At 42.9% G+C, this 19,377-nt stretch carries 20 protein-coding genes; 13 read left to right on the forward strand and 7 right to left on the reverse strand.

Annotated elements, in window-relative coordinates:
• Nucleotides 1-416 precede the first annotated feature (416 nt).
• Together AY606_RS05595 and AY606_RS05600 are read left to right on the forward strand one after the other, a co-directional pair.
• The gene (locus AY606_RS05595) at nt 417-1,193 is read left to right on the forward strand and encodes a TorF family putative porin (protein ID WP_067865978.1); all 777 of its coding nucleotides are present in this window, start codon (nt 417-419) and stop codon (nt 1,191-1,193) included.
• 380 nt (nt 1,194-1,573) lie between these two features.
• Entirely contained in the window at nt 1,574-2,335 is a 762-nt protein-coding gene (locus AY606_RS05600) for a TorF family putative porin (protein ID WP_067865981.1), read from the forward strand.
• A 169-nt stretch (nt 2,336-2,504) separates the two neighbouring features.
• On the opposite strand, the gene AY606_RS15745 is transcribed toward AY606_RS05600, so the two are convergent.
• The 3 genes from AY606_RS15745 to AY606_RS05615 all read right to left on the reverse strand — a co-directional run bounded on the left by AY606_RS15745 (nt 2,505) and on the right by AY606_RS05615 (nt 4,762).
• Nucleotides 2,505-2,735 carry a GNAT family N-acetyltransferase gene (locus tag AY606_RS15745; protein ID WP_155858129.1) on the reverse strand — a complete coding sequence of 77 codons (231 nt, stop codon included), beginning with the start codon at nt 2,733-2,735 and terminating at the stop codon, nt 2,505-2,507.
• A 244-nt stretch (nt 2,736-2,979) separates the two neighbouring features.
• The gene (locus tag AY606_RS05610) at nt 2,980-4,467 is read right to left on the reverse strand and encodes a YifB family Mg chelatase-like AAA ATPase (RefSeq protein ID WP_067865984.1); all 1,488 of its coding nucleotides are present in this window, start codon (nt 4,465-4,467) and stop codon (nt 2,980-2,982) included.
• A 67-nt stretch (nt 4,468-4,534) separates the two neighbouring features.
• Entirely contained in the window at nt 4,535-4,762 is a 228-nt protein-coding gene (locus AY606_RS05615; protein ID WP_067865987.1) for an accessory factor UbiK family protein, read from the reverse strand.
• 278 nt (nt 4,763-5,040) lie between these two features.
• On the opposite strand from AY606_RS05615, the gene glnK reads away from it, so the two are divergent.
• From glnK to AY606_RS05650, 7 genes are all read left to right on the forward strand, one after another.
• The gene (gene glnK, locus AY606_RS05620; RefSeq protein ID WP_005094485.1) at nt 5,041-5,379 is read left to right on the forward strand and encodes a P-II family nitrogen regulator; all 339 of its coding nucleotides are present in this window, start codon (nt 5,041-5,043) and stop codon (nt 5,377-5,379) included.
• A 60-nt stretch (nt 5,380-5,439) separates the two neighbouring features.
• Nucleotides 5,440-6,843, forward strand: a complete 1,404-nt coding sequence (locus tag AY606_RS05625) for an ammonium transporter (protein ID WP_067865989.1) — start codon at nt 5,440-5,442, stop codon at nt 6,841-6,843.
• 137 nt (nt 6,844-6,980) lie between these two features.
• On the forward strand, nt 6,981-7,439 hold the full coding sequence (nrdR, locus tag AY606_RS05630) for a transcriptional regulator NrdR (protein WP_067865992.1): 459 nt from the start codon (nt 6,981-6,983) through the stop codon (nt 7,437-7,439).
• A gap of 12 nt (nt 7,440-7,451) precedes the next feature.
• Nucleotides 7,452-8,555, forward strand: coding sequence for a bifunctional diaminohydroxyphosphoribosylaminopyrimidine deaminase/5-amino-6-(5-phosphoribosylamino)uracil reductase RibD (gene ribD, locus AY606_RS05635; RefSeq protein WP_067865995.1), 1,104 nt, complete (start codon nt 7,452-7,454; stop codon nt 8,553-8,555).
• Entirely contained in the window at nt 8,552-9,844 is a 1,293-nt protein-coding gene (locus AY606_RS05640) for a DNA adenine methylase (RefSeq protein WP_067865998.1), read from the forward strand. Before ribD ends, AY606_RS05640 begins: the two co-directional genes overlap by 4 nt.
• A 27-nt stretch (nt 9,845-9,871) precedes the next feature.
• Nucleotides 9,872-10,531 (forward strand): riboflavin synthase, encoded by a 660-nt coding sequence (locus AY606_RS05645; protein WP_067866001.1) that lies wholly within the window; start codon nt 9,872-9,874, stop codon nt 10,529-10,531.
• Between the two features lie 113 nt (nt 10,532-10,644).
• The gene (locus AY606_RS05650; RefSeq protein WP_067866004.1) at nt 10,645-11,190 is read left to right on the forward strand and encodes a VTT domain-containing protein; all 546 of its coding nucleotides are present in this window, start codon (nt 10,645-10,647) and stop codon (nt 11,188-11,190) included.
• A gap of 110 nt (nt 11,191-11,300) precedes the next feature.
• On the opposite strand, the gene AY606_RS05655 is transcribed toward AY606_RS05650, so the two are convergent.
• The 4 genes from AY606_RS05655 to AY606_RS05670 form a co-directional block, all read right to left on the reverse strand.
• Nucleotides 11,301-11,519 carry a hypothetical protein gene (locus AY606_RS05655; RefSeq protein ID WP_067866007.1) on the reverse strand — a complete coding sequence of 73 codons (219 nt, stop codon included), beginning with the start codon at nt 11,517-11,519 and terminating at the stop codon, nt 11,301-11,303.
• A 140-nt stretch (nt 11,520-11,659) separates the two neighbouring features.
• The gene (blhA, locus tag AY606_RS05660) at nt 11,660-12,292 is read right to left on the reverse strand and encodes a cell division protein BlhA (protein WP_067866010.1); all 633 of its coding nucleotides are present in this window, start codon (nt 12,290-12,292) and stop codon (nt 11,660-11,662) included.
• A 28-nt stretch (nt 12,293-12,320) separates the two neighbouring features.
• Nucleotides 12,321-12,728: a DNA polymerase III subunit chi gene (locus AY606_RS05665; RefSeq protein WP_067866013.1), complete on the reverse strand. Its 408-nt coding sequence runs from the start codon at nt 12,726-12,728 to the stop codon at nt 12,321-12,323.
• Entirely contained in the window at nt 12,721-14,169 is a 1,449-nt protein-coding gene (locus AY606_RS05670) for a leucyl aminopeptidase (RefSeq protein WP_067866016.1), read from the reverse strand. Before AY606_RS05670 ends, AY606_RS05665 begins: the two co-directional genes overlap by 8 nt.
• Before the next feature lie 159 nt (nt 14,170-14,328).
• Here AY606_RS05670 and lptF point away from each other — a divergent pair, with 159 nt between their 5' ends.
• The 4 genes from lptF to AY606_RS05690 all read left to right on the forward strand — a co-directional run bounded on the left by lptF (nt 14,329) and on the right by AY606_RS05690 (nt 19,373).
• On the forward strand, nt 14,329-15,429 hold the full coding sequence (lptF, locus tag AY606_RS05675) for an LPS export ABC transporter permease LptF (protein WP_067866019.1): 1,101 nt from the start codon (nt 14,329-14,331) through the stop codon (nt 15,427-15,429).
• A 2-nt stretch (nt 15,430-15,431) separates the two neighbouring features.
• Nucleotides 15,432-16,502 (forward strand): LPS export ABC transporter permease LptG, encoded by a 1,071-nt coding sequence (lptG, locus tag AY606_RS05680; protein WP_067866022.1) that lies wholly within the window; start codon nt 15,432-15,434, stop codon nt 16,500-16,502.
• A gap of 121 nt (nt 16,503-16,623) precedes the next feature.
• Nucleotides 16,624-18,171 carry a 2,3-bisphosphoglycerate-independent phosphoglycerate mutase gene (gene gpmI, locus AY606_RS05685; RefSeq protein WP_067866025.1) on the forward strand — a complete coding sequence of 516 codons (1,548 nt, stop codon included), beginning with the start codon at nt 16,624-16,626 and terminating at the stop codon, nt 18,169-18,171.
• Between the two features lie 26 nt (nt 18,172-18,197).
• A complete protein-coding gene (locus tag AY606_RS05690) occupies nt 18,198-19,373 on the forward strand; it encodes a S41 family peptidase (RefSeq protein ID WP_067866028.1) in 1,176 nt (391 codons plus the stop codon).
• Nucleotides 19,374-19,377: the final 4 nt, after the last annotated feature.

The following is a 19,377-nucleotide window of genomic DNA, read 5'->3' on the forward strand; positions in this document are numbered from 1 at the left end:
GTTGGTTAAATTTTTTTTACAAAACAATAATATATTTAAAGTATAAGTAACTTGATAAGTGGTTTTGAACAGTTATATCAAGCTGAAATTTACGAATTACACTAAAATCTATGAAGCTTTCCTGTTTTAAACTTTAGTCTAATATGGTTTAAAAGCGTTGATTGATGAATGTTCATAAAGAAGCGAGTGAACAATTAGAAATTTTTAAAAAATTGTATCGCTATGGAAATTTCATTTAAATTTTTAAGGCAAAAATTTAATTTACTTCAATATGAAGCTGACTTATTGATTATTAGTTGAATAAAAGTAAGCCAGAATGATCTGAAAAATTAACCCAAAAGTATAAAAAAGTTCTAAAATTTGCAGCCAAATTCATTGTTGAACAGAATCTTTAATAGATTCTACATAGGATAAAAATGCTGCACAATTCACACAAAGTTGCGTTATCTTTATTGCTTACCATAATCACAATGTCTGCATTTGCAGAACAACAGTCAACTTCAGCAACAACGGGAGCATTAACAGGTAATTTTGCTGTGGTGAATAAATATATTTTTCGCGGTGGTGTGGAAAATGATGATGTTGCTCTACAAGCTGGCGTTGAGTATGCACATCAAAGTGGTGTTACAGTTGGGTACTGGGGTTCAACCCTCGATTATGATCTGTCTGATGATAGTGAAGATAAAGATCATGGTTTTGAACATGATTTTTATGTGGCATACGGTAATGAAATTAATCAAAACTGGAGCTATAAAGTTCAAGGAACTGCCTATTACTATCAGGATGGCGGTACTGTATATGGCGAAAATGACGATAAACGTAAAACCACAGCATTCGATGTATTGGGTGAATTGGCTTATAAAGACTTAACTTTAGGTGCCTCGCTAATGCTTGCCGATGCTTCTTTTGCAAATGCCGGGGATGTGTATTTAAGTGCAGCATATAGTTATGCTTTGCCGCAAAACTTTATGATGAATACATCCATTGGCGCATCTATTTATAATAGTAGTCGTGATGACAGCATGATTGAAACTAAAAATACGGTTGCTTTTAATGAAGCGCGTATTGGTGTGAGTAAAGGAATTGCAAATACGGGAGCTACCGCCTCTTTAGATTATGTGGTCGGTGGTCAGGATCGCTTCGATACAGATTTTGATGATCAGGTTGTATTCGGTTTGAATTTTAGTTTTTAAGCCTAAAAAATGTAAGAATTTTTGAAAGTGTATAAATTGCTTTAAATTTGTGCACTTTTTTTAAGCATAATAAAATAATCTGCTTAAAAAACAGCCTCAAAAAGAGGCATGATGTAAGTAAATATGAATCTTGTTTTAAAGCTCAAGTGAGTTTTAATGCTGAACCAACTGGCTAGAGCAGCGAATGAACTGGATTTCAGATAAGCTTGTTCAACTTGATTAAAATTTAATAAAAACAATAGGATAGATTTTTTTATTTTTTATTCTCGATCACTGATAGCGATCTCGTTTTGTTTTTGGCATAGCAATTGCTACTACCTCATTGAGTTTATCGAAATAACCAAAAAAACCGTCGTAGTACGATGTGGGGGAATCAAACAATGAAATTAACTTTAAATGCATTATCTCTAGCTGTATTAGGCGCAGCATCTAGCTTTACTTTCGCAGACGAGGTACCTGCATCACCATTAGGTTTGTCTTTTAGCGGTAGTGCAGCATTGACTTCAGACTACCGTTACCGCGGTATTACTCAAGCATTCAATGATCCAGCCGTCCAAGCAGGTTTCCTCTTATCTCATGAATCCGGCCTATATGCAGGAGTGTGGGGTTCAAATGTGGATTTTGGTGGCCCTGCACATCTAGAACTTGACCCTTATGTGGGCTATACCACCACTTTAGAGAATTTTGCCAGCAAGCCTGTGGTAGATGTGGGCTTATGGTACTACGGCTATCCAAGTGATGGTGACCTGAATTGGTTAGAAGGTTATGCTAAATTAAGCTTTAAGGATGTATTGGTAAAAGATGCAAGCTTATTAACAGCAGTCAACTACAGCAATGACTTTTTGGGTTTAGATACCAATGCCTGGTACTTCAATGCTACTTATAATGCACCATTTGGTTCAACAGGCTTTGGTGGTGTAGCCAGTTTGGGTTATACCGTAACTGATGATTATGACTTTGGTGGGGGTGATGACAGTTATCTTGATTGGAAAGCTGGTGTAACTTACTCATTTGCTTCTCTTGGTGGTCTAACTGCTGAATTGGCTGCAGTGGGCACAAATATCGATACCGATGGTATGACACATGTTGCGAGCCGTGGGGTCGAAACTGGTGCGGTATTTACCTTAACCAAAACATTCTAATTTTTAATGCTGATCTAAGTCATTAAAAGCCTCCAAAGTTCGACTTTGGAGGCTTTTTTATCGAGATGATTTAGGGACTTCTGACCTTTCATTCCCTTGCGCTGAACATAAAGCACCGCTTTATTTTTGTTCATATTGCAGAAAATGCAGCATGATAACTCACGATTCCTTAAAGAACTTTCTGACCAAAAACCAAAACCTGAAAATATTCAGCCAAAACATGTTCTAAAATGAATGCAGGTATAGCGTTAAAACCAAATTTAGAATAAAAATTCGCATCACCTAACACCACACAGCCTTTTGCGCCAATCGTTTCCAATGGACTGGGTGTGGATTGAATCAGTGCTGAAAAGGATTCTTTGTAGTTGTCATTCAGGTAAAACAGCAATAGGTATCCCAAGCCATGTCAACCCTCTATACCTGAAGAAATTCGGATAGCAGAGGTGGCAATATGCCCCACAATTTGCTGATTTAAAACAGTGGTTAAAGAAAGAGTCAGTGCATTTACCTTTCGAAGTACATCCACAATATAGTGCGCGATATGACTCCGAATAGTGCTGAGCTTGAAAAGCCTATTCGATGACCTCTGAAATAGCAGCCTAATCAGCAAGATTTTCACTATGGGGCAGCATTTGTATTTTGGACTAGCCCTGTTGCGCCCGATAAGACAACGCTTCAGTTAAATGCTGGCTTTGAATCTCCGAATGCTGGGATAAATCGGCAATACTTCGCGCGACCCGTAATACCCGATGATAAGCACGGGCAGACAGGTTTAAGCGCTGCTGTGCCATTTCCATGATTTTTTTTGCCTGTGGATCGAGAGGAACAAATTGTTCAAGCTGTTTAGGGCTTAAAGCGTGATTCAGACATTGCTGTCGTTGTATTTGCAGGTTGTAGGCTTCAATCACGCGCTCACGTACGGTCTGTGAATTTTCGACTGGGGTGGTATCTTGTAATTCATGTGCTTGTAAGGGTGGCACCTCCAGATGCAAATCAATACGATCGAGTAGTGGACCTGAAATACGATTCTGATAACGCTTAATCGCATCCGCGGAACATTGGCAACGAATATCCTGATTAAAAGCATAACCGCAAGGGCAGGGATTCATTGCCGCAATCAGCTGAAAGTTTGCCGGAAAGGTGATTTGTCGTGAAGCACGTGAAATTACTATTTCTTTAGATTCCAGCGGTTGTCTCAAGACTTCCAATACTTTTCGGTCGAATTCAGGCAGTTCATCTAAAAAGAGGACACCTAAATGGGCCAGAGTGATTTCACCGGGTTTGGGATGTGAACCGCCACCGACTAGTGCGATCGCTGAAGCAGTATGATGCGGTGCCCGAAAAGGGCGCTGGCCAAAAGGGTGCGAGTTATTGGAAACTGAATAAATACTGGCAACTTCCAGATTTTCCTGACTGTCCAAAGGCGGTAAAATACTGGCAAGCCGTGATGCGAGCAGGGTTTTTCCTGAACCGGGCGGACCTTTAAACAATAAAGAATGTCCGCCTGCTGCGGCAATTTCCAAGGCGCGCCGTGGACGCAGTTGACCTTTGACATCGGCCAAATCAAATTTGTATTGATCTGGTGCAATAGAGTGGCTGGCTTGATATTGCTGGATGGGCTGTTGATGAGAAAGGTGATCACAGACATCTTTTAAATGTTTGGCTGCAAACACTTCAAAATGAGGCAGTTGAGAGGCTTGCTGGGCATTTTGTTCTGGCAAGATCAGCTGATGGCCTAACTGTTGGCAAGCAATCGCAATACTCAAAATCCCGGTAATGGGGCGAAGTTGCCCATCCAAAGCCAGTTCACCGATGAATTCCAGATTGTCGGTAACATTTTCAGGGATTTGCCCAGATGCGATAAGGATGCCTAAGGCAATCGGTAAATCGAGACGTGAGCCATCTTTGGGTAAGTCTGCCGGGGCTAAATTGATAGTTAAGCGCTTAGTCGGAAATTGAAAACCACTATTGATAATGGCTGAGCGGACCCGATCTTTACTTTCACGAACTGCCGCTTCAGGCAGCCCGACAATGGTTAAAGAAGGCAAACCCTGACTGACATGAACTTCAACCTCAATTAAAGGCGCATGAAGTCCAAGCAGACCTCGAGTGTAAATTTTAGCAAAAGACATTATTATTGTTCCGTTATAGTGCTTTATTTTTAATCGTTTTGTGTCTTTTAATGCACCAAATAAGTGCTTATTTATTGTTTTTAATTTTAATTTCTAATGCTTCAACGTGTTTAAGCAGTTCATTCAGTCGTAAGTTGGCATTATTGAGTGCAGTACGTTGACGTTCAATTTCATCTTTTGAAACCAGATCCATCTTGGAAACAGCTTCATTGAGCAAGGCACGCAAATTATGTTCAATATCTTTTTTGGGCTGGTCTATTTGTTCCATGATTGCTTGTAATAAAGTTTCGATCATTGTTGATTCCCTAACGGTGCAGAAGTATGAGCAGTGTAGCATTGCTCAAACCTAGACTATAGCCCCCAACGATCAGATATAGTTTTGTTCGATAAGTAAAATCGTAAATTTTATAGTAAAAATGTCTGTTTTTTAAAGATCGGACTACGTTTAAAAGTATAAAATAGGTTATAAAGAAAACTCGTGCCGAAACTCTCTATTTTCCCCCAACCTTAGAAATTTTGGCACGAAATTTGAACATAAAACCTTACTGGTGAAAGAAGCCGAAGGAAACAAACATGAAGCTCGTAACTGCAATTGTAAAACCCTTTAAATTAGATGACGTGCGTGAAGCACTCTCTGAAATTGGTGTTCAAGGGATCACCGTAACTGAAGTCAAAGGCTTTGGTCGTCAAAAAGGTCATACTGAACTTTATCGTGGCGCTGAATATGTCGTTGATTTCTTGCCTAAAGTAAAAATTGAAATTGCAATTAGCGATGATATGGTTGATTCAGTGATTGAATCGATTACGCGTGTTGCAAGTACAGGAAAAATTGGTGACGGTAAAATTTTCGTGACTAATTTAGAACAAGTCATCCGTATTCGTACCGGTGAAACAGGTGCAGACGCTGTCTAATTTGGCACGAAGTTTGCTGAGTACCTAATAACTCAAAAAATACTAGGTTGGGGGATACGAATGAAAAAAATGCTCATTGCGCTGAGTTTGTCTGGCGCACTCTTAGGTGGTTCTGTTGCTTGGGCTGAAGAAGCTGTAACAGTACCCGTTGCTTCTCAAGATGTCACAGTGGTTGAAACTGCTGACACATCGTTCACAAATTCTGAATTAGCTGCAGTACCTACTCCAGCTGAACCAACAGTCGTGCCTGTAGAAGAAAAAGTAAAATTAGATACAGGTGATACCGCATGGATTTTAGTGTCTACAGCATTGGTTTTACTGATGACCATTCCAGGTTTAGCACTATTCTACGGTGGTATGGTTCGTAAGAAAAATGTCCTCGGCACAATGGCACACAGCTTTGTGGCAGCGGCAGTGGTCAGTATTACCTGGGTGGTGATTGGTTATACCCTTGCCTTTGGTGAGGGAAATGCATTCATTGGTGGCCTGGATAAAATCATGTTATCCGGCATTACCACACAGGCCTTAACCGGAACCATTCCTGAAATTCTGTTTGTTATTTTCCAAATGACTTTTGCCATCATTACCGTAGCCATCATTACCGGTTCGATTGCAGAACGTATGAAATTCAGCGCTTTCGTTGCATTCATTACCATTTGGAGTGTGGTGGTGTATGCTCCAATTACCCATTGGGTTTGGGGTGGCGGCTGGTTGGGTAAAGACGGCGCACTCGATTTTGCCGGTGGTACTGTAGTCCATATTAACTCGGGTGTTGCAGGTCTGGTTGCTGCATATATGCTTGGCAAACGTATGGGCTTGGGCCGTGAATCAATGGCACCGCATAATTTGACTTTAACCGTGATTGGTGCAAGCCTGGTTTGGGTGGGTTGGTTTGGTTTCAATGGTGGTTCTGCACTCGGTGCCAACGGTTCTGCAGGTTATGCCATAGTTGTAACTCAAGTTGCAGCGGCAGCCGCAGCAATTGCATGGTTAATTACTGAAAAGGTGGTACGTGGTAAGGCTTCTGTATTGGGCGGTGCATCTGGTGCAGTTGCCGGTCTAGTAGTGATTACACCTGCAGCTGGTTTTGTAACTGTAGGCGGTGCAATAGCCATGGGCCTAATAGGCGGTGTCGTGTGCTTCTGGGGTATTACTGCGCTTAAACGTGCACTGAAAGCCGATGACTCTTTAGATGCTTTTGGTCTGCATGGTGTCGGTGGTATTGTCGGTGCAATCCTGACTGCAGTATTTGCGAGTGAATTCATCATGGGGGATAAAGTCCCTACAGATATGATGCATCAATTATGGGTGCAAATTGAAGGTGTACTTGCAACGATCGCTTACTCTGGCGTACTGACTTTCATCATTCTTAAATTGATTGATCTGGTGATTGGTATTCGAGTTGAGGCGGATGATGAACGTATGGGTCTAGACTTAAGTCAACATGGCGAACGAGTAGAATAATAAAAAACTGATAATCAATATATGGTGTCAAACAGCCCTTATGGGCTGTTTTTTTTCCATATCTTGCGTAAGCCTCTACAAAGTGCAGAATTTTTGCTACACTCTAAATCCGATTTGATTTGTTCAATTAAACCGCTATGCATTGTCCGTTTTGCAACGCCGCAGACAGTAAAGTTATCGATTCGCGTTTGGCCGCTGAAGGCTGTCAAATTCGTCGACGTCGTGAATGTATCAGTTGCGGAGAACGATTTACCACTTTTGAAACCTATGAAGTGGTGATGCCTCGGGTAATTAAATCTGACGGCAAAAGCGAACCTTTTGATGAAGCTAAAATGCGTCGTTCATTGATGCATGCTTTGCAAAAAAGACCCGTCACACAAGAACAGATTGAAACGGTGCTCAGCGATATCCAACTACAAATTCGTCGCTTGGGTGAGCGTGATGTGAAATCACGCATGATTGGTGAAATTGTCATGCAATCCTTGTTTGCCCTCGATCATGTGGCTTATGTGCGTTTTGCCTCGGTGTATCAAGACTTCCAGGATGTAGAAGCTTTTCGTCGTCAAATTGAACAAATGCAACAGCGTGAACACTAAAAGAGTTTAAAGATGTCTAAGTTAAGTCAAGATCCCATTCACCAACATCAGGTGTGGATGCAACGTGCGATTGAATTAGCGCGACTTGGACAATATTCAACCAAACCCAATCCTAATGTTGGCTGTGTCATTGTTAAAGACGGTCAACTGGTTGGAGAAGGTTTCCATCCGAAAGCAGGACAACCGCATGCAGAAGTCTTTGCCATGCGTCAAGCCGGTGATCTTGCTCAAGGTGCAACCGCTTATGTGACTTTAGAACCTTGTGCGCATTATGGTCGTACACCGCCTTGTGCCAAAGGTTTAGTGGAAGCCGGTGTTACTAAAGTGATCGTGGCTTGTGCTGATCCGAATCCGTTGGTGGCAGGTAAGGGCGTACACATTCTAAAAGATGCAGGCATTGAAGTTGAAGTGGGCCTGTGTGAATCAGAAGCAGAACAACTCAATCTTGGTTTTTTAAAAGCCATGGCAACCGGTATGCCTTATGTGCGTTTAAAAGTGGCTTCAAGCCTTGATGGCCGTACGGCAATGGCATCGGGTGAATCGAAATGGATTAGCGGTAGCGCTGCCCGTCAGGATGTACAGCATTGGCGCGCGATTTCCGGGGTGGTGATTACCGGAATTGAAACGGTACTTGCTGACGATTGTCTGCTGAATGTGCGTCAGCTCAATGGTATTGACGATATCACCACTATTGTTCAGCCGAAACGTCTGGTACTGGATCGTCAGGGACGTTTACCGCTTCATGCAAAAATACTGCAGCAGCCTGATACGGTGATGGTCATGGGGCCTTTCCGTCAGGACTTGGCTGATTTAGGCGTATTACAGTTTGCAGTACAGCCATTAAAAGACTTGCTGCAGACCCTAGCTACACAGCACCAAATTTACGATGTACTGGTGGAAGCAGGAGTAACATTATCGACAGCCTTGTTACAACAACAGCTGGTCGATGAAATGATCAGCTATGTTGCACCGACATTTTTAGGTCAAACAGCACGTGCAATGTTTAGTGCGGAATTTAGCCGTATGGCAGAGCAACTTCGATTTAAGCTCATGCAGGTCACCCAATTGGGGGATGATGTGCGCTTAAGGTTAATTCCTTCTCAAGAGACAGTATGAATTCAGAGTCTTCGGTTTATCATAAACGTCGTCATTCAGCACGTACCACAGACGAATATCTTTTCAATCAGCTTGTTCCGTATCTAGGTAACAAACGGCGTTTACTTCATCTGATTTTGGAAGCACTTGAGAGTACGGGAACCTTAAATAGCAAAGATGGTCGTGCTCCGATTTTTGCTGACTTTTTTGCAGGCTCAGGCGTGGTTTCACGTCTGGCGCGTCAAAATGGTTATCGTGTGATTGCCAATGACTGGGAACCGTACAGTCATGCCTTAAATAGTGCGATTCTATCCTGCACGGAAGCGCCGGCATTTAAAGAACTGGGTGGTTATCAAAAAGCCATCGATTACCTTAACCGGTTGCCGGAAGTCAAAGGTTGGGTCACGCATAACCTGTGTCCGCGTAATGATGAAATTTATGATCCGGCTCGTGATCGTCTGTTCTTCAAACGCCGTAACGGCATGCGTATTGATGCGATTCGTCAGCAAATTGCCGCTTGGCAGGCACAAGGTGCGATTGATGATGTCGAGATGTCGGCATTGCTTGCACCATTGCTTTATTCAGCCAGTTTTGTCAGCAATACGTCAGGTGTATTTAAAAGTTTCCATCATGGTTGGGGCGGTAAAACCCAAACCGCTTTGGAACGGATTGAATCATTACTCTGGCTAACACCGAGTCGTTTTTGTGCGGTGGGTGAACCGAAAAAGCCGGCAGCAGAAATGTGGTGTGTCGATGCACAGCATCTGGCCAATCAAATGAGTAGTTTTGAAGTGGATGTGGCTTATCTCGATCCACCGTATAACCAGCATGCCTATGGTAGTAACTATCACGTACTGAATGCTTTAACCTTGTGGGATCAGACAGATTTACCCAGTCCAGATACCAAAGGCTATAAGAGCGGGATTGACCGGGCATGGCGTAAAGAGCGTCCTAGTCAGTACAACTCTTCCAAGTATGCCAAAGATGCCTATGAGAAATTGGTTGCAACGATTAATGCACGTTATATTCTGACCAGTTATTCGACCGATGGTAATATTGAAGCGGGTGATTTGCTGCAGGCGAATCTGAAACGTGGTCGTGTGACTTTGCTCACGCAAGATGTGCCACGTTATCGTGTCAGCAAGCAACGTCAGTCAGAGCGCGCACGTGTATTAGAGTTTATTGTGATTACCGATACTCATGCCAAATCGGGTCCACCACTGCGCCAATTATTGGGTCAGTTGTATCATTTTGCTGAACTGGGTGGTGTCGATACCACTGGTGTGAGTACGCAACTGGCATTGTGGTAAAACAAAGATATAAATAGAGAATAGGTTATGTTTACAGGCATTATTGAAAGTCTAGGCAAAGTGGAAAGTTTACAAAGCGTAGGCGGTGATGTCCGTTTGCGTATTGGTACCCATCTCGACATGTCAGATGTGCATTTGGGTGACTCAATTGCCACCAACGGGATTTGCCTCACCGTGATTGAATGGGGTGAAAACTGGTATGCGGCCGATGTATCGCGTGAGAGTTTAAACCGTACCACACTGGGCACATGGAAAGTCGGTCAGCGCGTGAATGTGGAAAAAGCGATGTTGCCCACCACACGTTTTGGCGGTCATATTGTCAGTGGTCATGTCGATGCTGTGGGTGAAATTACCGTGGTGCGTGAAGATGCCCGCTCCATTTATTATGAAGTGACTGCGCCTGTTGAAATTGCCAAATATTTAGCTGAAAAAGGTTCGGTGACGGTCGATGGAATCAGTCTGACCATCAACCATTTACGCGGCAATGTGATTAGCCTGAATTTGATTCCGCATACGGCTGAACGAACCAATATTGGTACTTGGAAAGCCGGCGCTAAAGTAAACCTGGAAGTCGATGTTTTAGCACGCTATATCGAGCGTTTAATGCTCGGTGATAAAGCGGCTGAAACCAAGGAACCATCCAAATTAAGTATGGCATTTCTGGCAGAAAATGGCTTCTTGAAGTAAAAAACCATAGAATAGAAAACAGTCTGGTTGAAAAGTCAGACTGTTTTTTTTTATTTTTATTTAGGTTTTTTAGTGGGCTGGGTAGATCATGGGGCTAAAGTGGATTTGTGAAAATGCTTGATTTTTTAATGCATATTGAACAATGGTTACCGACTTTACTGGACAACTATGGTCTGTGGATTTACGCCATTTTATTTCTCATTATTTTTGCAGAAACCGGCTCTGTATTTATGTTTTTCTTGCCTGGGGACAGTTTGCTGATTGGCATTGGTGCACTGTGTTCAACTACAGATGTGATCCATTTAAACTACATGGGATTGTTGCTTTTTAGTGCTTCGGTATTGGGTTATACCGTCAATTACTATACGGGTCAGGTGCTGGGATTTAAATTTTTTCATGAACATTCACGGTTTTTAAAACCTGAATATATTGTCAAGACCAATCATTATTTTAGCAAGCATGGTGGAAAAACCATTCTGGTCGCTCGTTTTGTGCCATTTGTCCGTTCATTTGCCCCCTTTGCTGCCGGGGCCGGGCATATGAGTATGTTCAGTTTTATGCTTTATAACGTGGTCGGTGGACTGATCTGGATCAGTCTGTTATTGGGGATTGGCTATGGCGCAGGCAATATGCTGGGAATTGCTGTAGATTTATTTTAAGTTGTAAGCATTTAGATGATATTTGAATTTGATTAAATTGAATAAACAATCTAATCAAAATATGAAAATAAAAATAGCCCACCAAAGTAGACGGTTTTGACTGGTCTGTTTCAGTGTTTGGTAATGGTGACAGCAGTACTTTCTACCAAAGATCTTAGCGCAGCAGGCATAGAAACAGAAAATTGTCCTTTTTCAGCTTCACGAGAAATATAAATCGAAACTGAATGGAAGTCGGCATGGCTAATCAGTAAGTCTTGAGCAGATACACGCCATTGTTCTCCAGCATTTAATGCAGCAATTTGAGTGGAAATTTGCTTCAAAATATCCATTTTTCTTCCTGTTAATATGATGTTAAGTATTAAAATAGCCTATCTTTAAATGTACTGATTTAAAGATATGACCATTCTGTGACATAAACATGTCATTTATATGACAGTAGAAAAATAGCCAGATCACGAGCCATGAGAAATTAATGTTTTGGTTTCTCGGTTGATAAATCAGAATCTTTCAAAATATAGTCAATTTCGTCTTGGCTGGCCTGATTTAATTTGGCACGAAAGACCGTAACCGCCTGTTCAATCAAGCTTTCAGCTTCTAATTCGAGACGTAAACGCACGCTTTCCAGTTCAGATAGCATGGTAGTGTCAGGAATCGACCGTATGCCTTTAGAAAAATTCAGTGCTGAGCCTTCAGGATTTTTATGATAACGTGCTGTATAAACATGCGTTTCATGCTCTAAATTTTGCCGGATAAAGGCCAAGGTTTGGCTTTGTTCGTCAAACTGTCGAGCTTCGTCTAGCTGCAAGGCTTGAGCATAGGCAGCCTGTTCCGCACGTTTATTTTCCAGCGACTTTTCTAGTGCAAGCTGCTTGCGAATGCGTGCTTCTTCAATTAATTGTGCCTTGCGCTCTGCGTATGCATGTTCAATTCTCTCAACAGAGTGTTGTTGTGCTTCCCTATCCTTTTCTAACCATTTTTGAATATTGGTTTCTGGTTTTAGCACATTGCAGACACGGTGCAGGTCATCAATAAAGACCTGACGAACAGCCTCAGGCACATCTAACCAGCGCTGTTTAAAATCTTGACCGACATTTAATGCCACCCCGTATCTCCTTATTGCAATTGACCGGCTAAAGCTTGAAGGTTCGTGGTTCAATACCTAAACGGCGATATTGTTTAAATTTTTCACGACCCAGTTGTTTTGCCGATTCGTTATTTTCTATGATTTCTATAATGTGACTAAATTTATCAATCTGTTCAAGCGCTTGATTGTTAAAATTAAACACAATCCAGTCGGATTGCTCTGGCAGTCGAGATGAAATACAAATCGTGGCATGTTCTTGATCAATCCCATGCGGAATAAAGCTGCCGGGATCAAAACTCCACAATTGTTCATCAAGCTGTTGCTGTAAGTTGGTGTCGGAACAATACAACCAGATATGTTCCGGTTGTTTCAGAATTTTACGGCACAAACGGCAAGTGCTTTCCACTTGCCGCTCATTACTTTTTTCAAATAGATAAAAGCTAACTTTAGCCATTCGACTGCGCACGGTTTGCCAGGAATTGAACCAGTAATGGAACAGGGCGGCCAGTTGCACCCTTGGCTGTACCTGAGTTCCATGCTGTTCCGGCAATATCTAAATGCGCCCAGCGATATTCACGGGTAAAGCGTTGCAAGAAACATGCGGCAGTTACAGCACCGGCTTTAGGCCCACCAATGTTGGCAATGTCGGCAAATGGAGAATCCAGTTGTTCCTGATAGTCTTCAATCACCGGCATGCGCCATACGCGGTCAAAACTGGTTTGACCTGCAGCGGTAATTTCAGCTGCAAGTTCATCATCGGGTGTGAACATACCGGTTAGAACGGAGCCTAAAGCCACCACACAGGCACCGGTCAAGGTTGCAATATCAATCACCAGCGCAGGGTTGAAACGTTTGATGTAGGTCAGGGTGTCACATAACACCAAGCGGCCTTCTGCATCGGTATTTAAAATTTCGACTGTTTGACCGCTCATGCTGGTGACGATATCGCCCGGACGTGTCGCATGACCCGACGGCATGTTTTCAGCTGCAGCAATTGTACCCACTACATGAATTGGCAGTTTTGATTCACACAGCGCGCGCATCGTACCGAGTACGGAAGCAGCACCACACATGTCAAATTTCATTTCATCCATACCCGCACCAGGTTTGAGTGAAATACCGCCGGTATCAAAGGTCACGCCTTTACCTACAAGTACCACAGGTGCTTGTTCGGTATTGGCCTGATATTCCATGGTAATGATGCGTCCCGGACGATCTGAACCTTTGCTGACTGCCAGAAACGCGCCCATACCGAGATCAGCCATTTGCTGTTCATCAAGAACGGTTACTTTTAACAGATCAGGATATGCTGCCGCCAAAGCTTGCGCCTGTTCCGCCAGATATTCAGGGAAACAGATATTGCCCGGACGGTTACCTAAATCACGTGCCAGGCTTTGACCTGATTGCACCGCGTGAATCAAGCTAAGTTGTTGTGCATTTAAACTGCTGTTGTTTGCAATAAGATGAATGTCTTCTAGAACGAATTCATTTTTCTTCGATTTATATTCATCAAAAGCATAGCTGGCTTGAGTTAAAGCCAAAGCAAATAAATAATGCTGTTCGGGTGCTAAAGCAGAAATATCAATGCTGATCTGTTTGAATTTTTTTTGTGACGCTTTGATAATGGTTTGTGCGATTTTTGCTAATTTGGCCGGTTGAATTTCAGCTGCCTTATCAATACCAATAAGCGCACTGTTGCTACATGCCGCCACTTTTCCGATCAGGGGGAGCGATTCAGTTAGACTGGCTTTAAATTGGGTTGCTTCAACTAAAGCATTTAAATCATTGATTTCATAAGCAGTCGCCACCTTTTGAAGCTGCTCAGAATCAACTAATATCAACAAATATGGGCTAGATGCATTCTCTTGGAATGACGTATTAATTGTCAGTTTCATGTTCTGTATTCATGCCTGTGAAAGTTTGCAAACCATTAAACCATTGAAACATTTCTATGAATAGAGTTTCAATGCGCAACAACAGTATAGGTTTTATATTTTCACCATTCGGGTAAACTAGCGCTAGTTTTTATTAGCCTCTTTTTTGGAAGAATTAATTTGATTATTCGGCGTTATCTGGTCAAGCAAGTGGTGTCTACATCCTTGGTTGTGATTGCCTTGCTTACCTTGATCATGATGGGTGGTCGACTGATCAAGTACTTTGGCATTGCGGCACAAGGTCGTTTAGATGTCAGTATTTTGTTCAGTATTATTGGTTATCGGCTACCGGAATTTTTAACCCTGATTCTTCCCCTAGGCTTTTTCATCGGTTTGATGCTGGTATTTGGCCGTCTGTATGTCGATCACGAAATGGCAGTCCTCAACGGCAGCGGTGTCAGTCGGCATCAACTGGGCTGGTTACTGATTCCGCTGGCCGTGGTATTTCTTGCGGTGCAAACCGTGTTGATGGTATGGATATCTCCTTGGGGGCTGCGTCAGTTTGAAGAGTTGACCACCAATCAGGCGGTCAGAACCGGTTTCGATTTGGTGCGTCCGAAAGAGTTTATTTCCTCCGGTCCTTACACCATTTATGCCGGAGACCTGTCAGAAGACCGTCGTAATCTTAAAGATGTGTTTTTCTATCAACGCGCAGAAAAACCGGGTAAACCGGATGTCATGATTTTGGCGAAAGAAGCCACGCGTGTAGAAATGGCCAATGAAACGGCCAGTATTGTCGATTTATCTGAAGGCCGCCGTTACGAAATTTTTCCGGGAAAACCAAAATATACCCAAACAGAGTTTCAATCCTATCGTTTACGTTTAGAAAGTGATGCCGAAGCCAAATTTGAAAGTGCAGAAGTTGAAGCATTGCCGATTGGCAAGCTCTGGAACAACCGTACTGACCCTGTTGTGGCGAGTGAACTGGGCTGGCGGATCTTCGTGCCATTTTCAGTGCTTGTAGCTTTAATCCTGGCAGTTGGACTTTCAGAAGTGACTCCTCGTCAAGGACGTTATTTAAAACTATTTCCGGCTTTGCTGATTTTCGCCAGTTTGATTGTGGCACTAATGGCATTGAAAACCCGTGTCAGTAAAGATGAGTTAGGAATTTGGGCATATCCTTTGGTCTTGGTCGTGTATGGTGTTGCGGGAGCCTTGTTCTCCCGAAAACAAAAGCTTGCGCCTAAAATCAAGAAACGAATTCAGCAGGCGAGGTCTTAAAAATGTTAGCACGTCGAATCATTGCCAAACATGTGACCAAAACCACGGCATTGGCCATGCTGGGGGCAACAGCAGTACTCTCTGTTTTACAGGTACTGTTTACCTATTTGGGTGAACTGGGTTCACTGAACGAAGACTATGGTGCCTGGCAGGCATTTCTCTATGTATTATGGGGTGCACCCCGCTATCTATATGAAATTTTACCGATCTCTGCATTAATTGGTGCTGTACTCGGTTTAGGTACTTTAGCCTCCAATAGTGAACTGGTGGTGATGCGTTCAATCGGCATTAGCTTATGGCGTATTGTCGGTTGGGTGATTCGCTCCGCATTAATCTTGGTGGTGTTATCCTTTGTCTTAAGTGAATGGGTCATTCCCTATACCAATGAGCAAGCCAAAAGCGTGAAAGATCACCGCAGTGTAAGTTCACTGGGTGAAGTCAGCGGTTATTGGACCCGCGAAGGTCAGCGTTTTATATATATTGATTATGCCAATGCACAAGGGCAACTGAAACATGTCCAAGTGATCGATTTTGATGATGATTACCACTTGAAAGGTGTTTTAAATGCCGAGCAGGGTCAGTTCGTTAAAGATGGTGCCTGGAATCTGAAAAGTGCTGCGCAAATGGATATTTTGCCGCAGGGTAATTCAACGCTGATCAAAACCGATCAGCTGCCTTTGGCCTTAGCCTTGCAACCGAAATATGTGCATATGGTCACCATTGACCCAGAAGATTTATCACCGAGCCAATTGGTGAGCTTTATGAGTTATATGCATGAATACAGCCAAGTCCCGAAAACCTATAAGCTGGCATTTTGGCAAAAAGTTGGCTCGCCATTTGCACTCATTGCTTTGGTACTGATTGCATGTTCGTTTATTTTTGGTCCTTTACGTCAACAGTCGATGGGTTTTCGTTTGGTCATCGCCTTATTTATTGGCTTGGGATTTTTCTATCTGCAAGATTTCTTGGGCTATGCAAGTCTGGTGTATTCACCTTCACCGGCATGGTTCGTATTTGTACCGATTGTGCTGATGATGCTGGTGGGCGGTTATTTACTGCGGCGCGCACGTTAACAGACTTAATAGTGATAAAAACAATGTGCATGATCAGCTTTAGTCATGATCTGCACATAGAGTCTTGACTGAAAATTCGTTAAGATATCCCGATGAAATTGTAAACAAAAGAGTGCTCATTATGACGGATGCAACTGCAGGCAAAATCCCTCACGTATTGGTAATTATGGATGGTGTGGGTCATCGCGAAGCGGTCGAAGACAATGCTTTCCTGGCAGCAAAACGACCAAATTTAACTGCTATGCAACAAAAGCATCCACATGGTTTAATTTCAGGTTCGGGCGAAGATGTCGGTCTGCCTGATGGTCAAATGGGCAACTCTGAAGTGGGTCATATGAACCTGGGCGCAGGTCGTGTGCTGTATCAGGATTTCACCCGCATCACCAAGGACATTCGTACTGGTGCTTTTTTTGAGCATGAAGTTTTGCTTGATGCGGTAGAGAAAGCCAAAGCTGCAAATGGCGTAGTACATATCTTGGGCTTGTTGTCACAAGGGGGCGTACATGCGCATGAAGACCATATTGTTGCCATGTGTGAATTGGCATTAAAACGTGGAGCGACAGTGTATCTGCATGCTTTCCTGGATGGTCGTGATACGCCACCGAAAAGCGCGCAACCGTCTTTAGAAAAATTGGATGCAGTTTTTGCCCAATATCCGGGTCAAGGTCGGATTGCGACCATGATTGGACGTTACTTTGCCATGGATCGTGACAATCGTTGGGATCGGGTTGAACAGGCCTATCGTCTATTGACTGAAGGGGAAGCTGCACGAACCGCAGCAACAGCAGTTGACGGTCTGGAACAGGCGTATGCAGCGAATGAGTCGGATGAATTTGTGAAAGCCACCCGTATTGGCGAGCTGGCTAAAATTCAGGATGGCGACAGCGTTGTATTTATGAATTTCCGTGCCGATCGTGCGCGTGAGATTACCAAAGCCTTTGTCGAAAAAGACTTTGCCGGTTTTGAACGTAAAGTCGTTCCCCACCTGTCTAAATTTGTGATGTTGACGCGTTACCAAGCGACGATTGATGCACCTGTTGCCTATATGCCAGAAGCGTTGAAAAACTCGATTGGCGAATACTTGTCGAATTTGGGTAAAACACAGTTGCGTATTGCTGAAACAGAAAAATATGCGCATGTGACTTTCTTCTTTAGCGGTGGCCGTGAAGATGAATACCCTGGCGAAAAACGTATCCTGATTCCATCGCCAAATATTGCAACTTATGATCTTAAGCCTGAAATGAGTGCTTATGAAGTTACCGATGAACTGGTTGCTGCAATTAACTCGGGTGAATATGACTTATTGGTGGTGAACTTTGCCAATGGTGATATGGTTGGGCATACCGGTGTATTTGATGCGGCGGTACAAGCCGTTGAAGCTGTCGATACCTGCCTCGGTCGGGTATATGAAGCAGTGATGGCAAAAAAAGGCCATATGCTGATTACTGCTGACCATGGTAATGTCGAGCAAATGCAGGACTACAAGAGTGGTCAGGTACATACGCAACATACCACAGAACTGGTTCCCTTCATTTATGTGGGACCAACTTCTGCGAGCATTGCTGAAGGCGGTGTACTGGCAGATGTGGCACCAACATTGCTCAGCTTAATGCAAATTCCTGTCCCTGAAGAAATGCAAGGTCGCAATTTGATTACTTTAAAATTATAAAATTAACCCGATAAACAGGTGGAAGGATGGTTTTACAACGCTGGAAGATGGTTGTCGCTTTAACAACGTTATTCATCTGTGTGAGCCATTCTGCACTTGCGGCTGTGAAAAACCAGCCTGTTTTGGATTTTGATGATGAAGTCGAACAAAATTATGCTGAAGTTCCGGTGGAATCGATTCAGCAATTTGTACAAATCTATAGCATTGTTAAAGAAAATTATGTAGATGCGAAAAATGATGATGCTTTGTTTCAGCAAGCCATTCGAGGCTTGGTCAGTGGCCTAGACCGTTATTCTCGCTACCTCAGTCCAGAAGATTATAAACAGCTGATGCAATATACCGAAGGTGATATTGCTTCTGTCGATTTTGAACTGATCTATGATCAGCAGTTACATCAATGGGTGATTCAAGGTTTAAAGGATAAAGCTGATTCTACCAAGCAAGGTTTACGCAATGGCGTAACGGTATTTAAGATTGATGATCAAGAACTGAAGAAACTCAATCCCGATCAGGTCAATAGTCTGCTCAATGGCTCAATTGGTTCAACCTTAACTTTGCAACTGGCACAAAATAGTACGCCTATAATTTTGGTACGCAGTAAAAAAATAGAAACAGATATCCAAGCCAGCGTTTTGCATAATCAGGTTTTAGTGATCAAGGTAAAAGTTTTTCAGCAAGACACTGCCAATGAAATTAAACGCTTAATTGAAGATCATTCTTCTTCACGTCTCAAAGCAGTGTTGCTTGATTTAAGAAATAATCCCGGTGGATTATTGTCTGCTGCAGTTGAAACGGCTGATTTATTTTTAAATCAGGGGGTGATTGTCTCTACCAAAAGCCGTTCTGAAGGCGCTCAACAATTTCAAGCTTTACCTAGTTTTGAGTTTCAAAATTTAAAGCTGGGTATCTTAATCAATAACCGTTCTGCTTCAGCCGCTGAAGTCTTTACTGCGGCAATGAAAGACCATGGCCGCGCTTGGGTCATCGGTGAGAAGAGCTATGGAAAAGGCGTGGTACAAAAGCTATTCCCGCTTTCCAATGGTGCTGCTTTACAGATGACGGTATCGCATTATTACACCCCGAAGGGGCAAATGATTGAAGGTATCGGGATTCAGCCGAATCAGCAATACCTGCTGCAACATGAGATGAAAGAAGAAAACTATCTTGAACATGTTGCAGAAATTATTCTAAACCGTAAGTAACGGT

The sequence above is a fragment of the Acinetobacter sp. SFB genome, assembly GCF_001647545.1.
Taxonomy (GTDB): Bacteria; Pseudomonadota; Gammaproteobacteria; order Pseudomonadales; family Moraxellaceae; genus Acinetobacter.

Coding starts and splice junctions, on each gene's coding strand:
- AY606_RS05595 (WP_067865978.1), top strand. CDS start 417: ATGCTGCACAATTCACACAAAGTTGCGTTATCTTTATTGCTTACCATA.
- AY606_RS05600 (WP_067865981.1), top strand. CDS start 1,574: ATGAAATTAACTTTAAATGCATTATCTCTAGCTGTATTAGGCGCAGCA.
- AY606_RS05610 (WP_067865984.1), bottom strand. CDS start 4,467: ATGTCTTTTGCTAAAATTTACACTCGAGGTCTGCTTGGACTTCATGCG.
- AY606_RS05615 (WP_067865987.1), bottom strand. CDS start 4,762: ATGATCGAAACTTTATTACAAGCAATCATGGAACAAATAGACCAGCCC.
- glnK (WP_005094485.1), top strand. CDS start 5,041: ATGAAGCTCGTAACTGCAATTGTAAAACCCTTTAAATTAGATGACGTG.
- AY606_RS05625 (WP_067865989.1), top strand. CDS start 5,440: ATGAAAAAAATGCTCATTGCGCTGAGTTTGTCTGGCGCACTCTTAGGT.
- nrdR (WP_067865992.1), top strand. CDS start 6,981: ATGCATTGTCCGTTTTGCAACGCCGCAGACAGTAAAGTTATCGATTCG.
- ribD (WP_067865995.1), top strand. CDS start 7,452: ATGTCTAAGTTAAGTCAAGATCCCATTCACCAACATCAGGTGTGGATG.
- AY606_RS05640 (WP_067865998.1), top strand. CDS start 8,552: ATGAATTCAGAGTCTTCGGTTTATCATAAACGTCGTCATTCAGCACGT.
- AY606_RS05645 (WP_067866001.1), top strand. CDS start 9,872: ATGTTTACAGGCATTATTGAAAGTCTAGGCAAAGTGGAAAGTTTACAA.
- AY606_RS05650 (WP_067866004.1), top strand. CDS start 10,645: ATGCTTGATTTTTTAATGCATATTGAACAATGGTTACCGACTTTACTG.
- AY606_RS05655 (WP_067866007.1), bottom strand. CDS start 11,519: ATGGATATTTTGAAGCAAATTTCCACTCAAATTGCTGCATTAAATGCT.
- AY606_RS05665 (WP_067866013.1), bottom strand. CDS start 12,728: ATGGCTAAAGTTAGCTTTTATCTATTTGAAAAAAGTAATGAGCGGCAA.
- AY606_RS05670 (WP_067866016.1), bottom strand. CDS start 14,169: ATGAAACTGACAATTAATACGTCATTCCAAGAGAATGCATCTAGCCCA.
- lptG (WP_067866022.1), top strand. CDS start 15,432: ATGTTAGCACGTCGAATCATTGCCAAACATGTGACCAAAACCACGGCA.
- gpmI (WP_067866025.1), top strand. CDS start 16,624: ATGACGGATGCAACTGCAGGCAAAATCCCTCACGTATTGGTAATTATG.
- AY606_RS05690 (WP_067866028.1), top strand. CDS start 18,198: ATGGTTTTACAACGCTGGAAGATGGTTGTCGCTTTAACAACGTTATTC.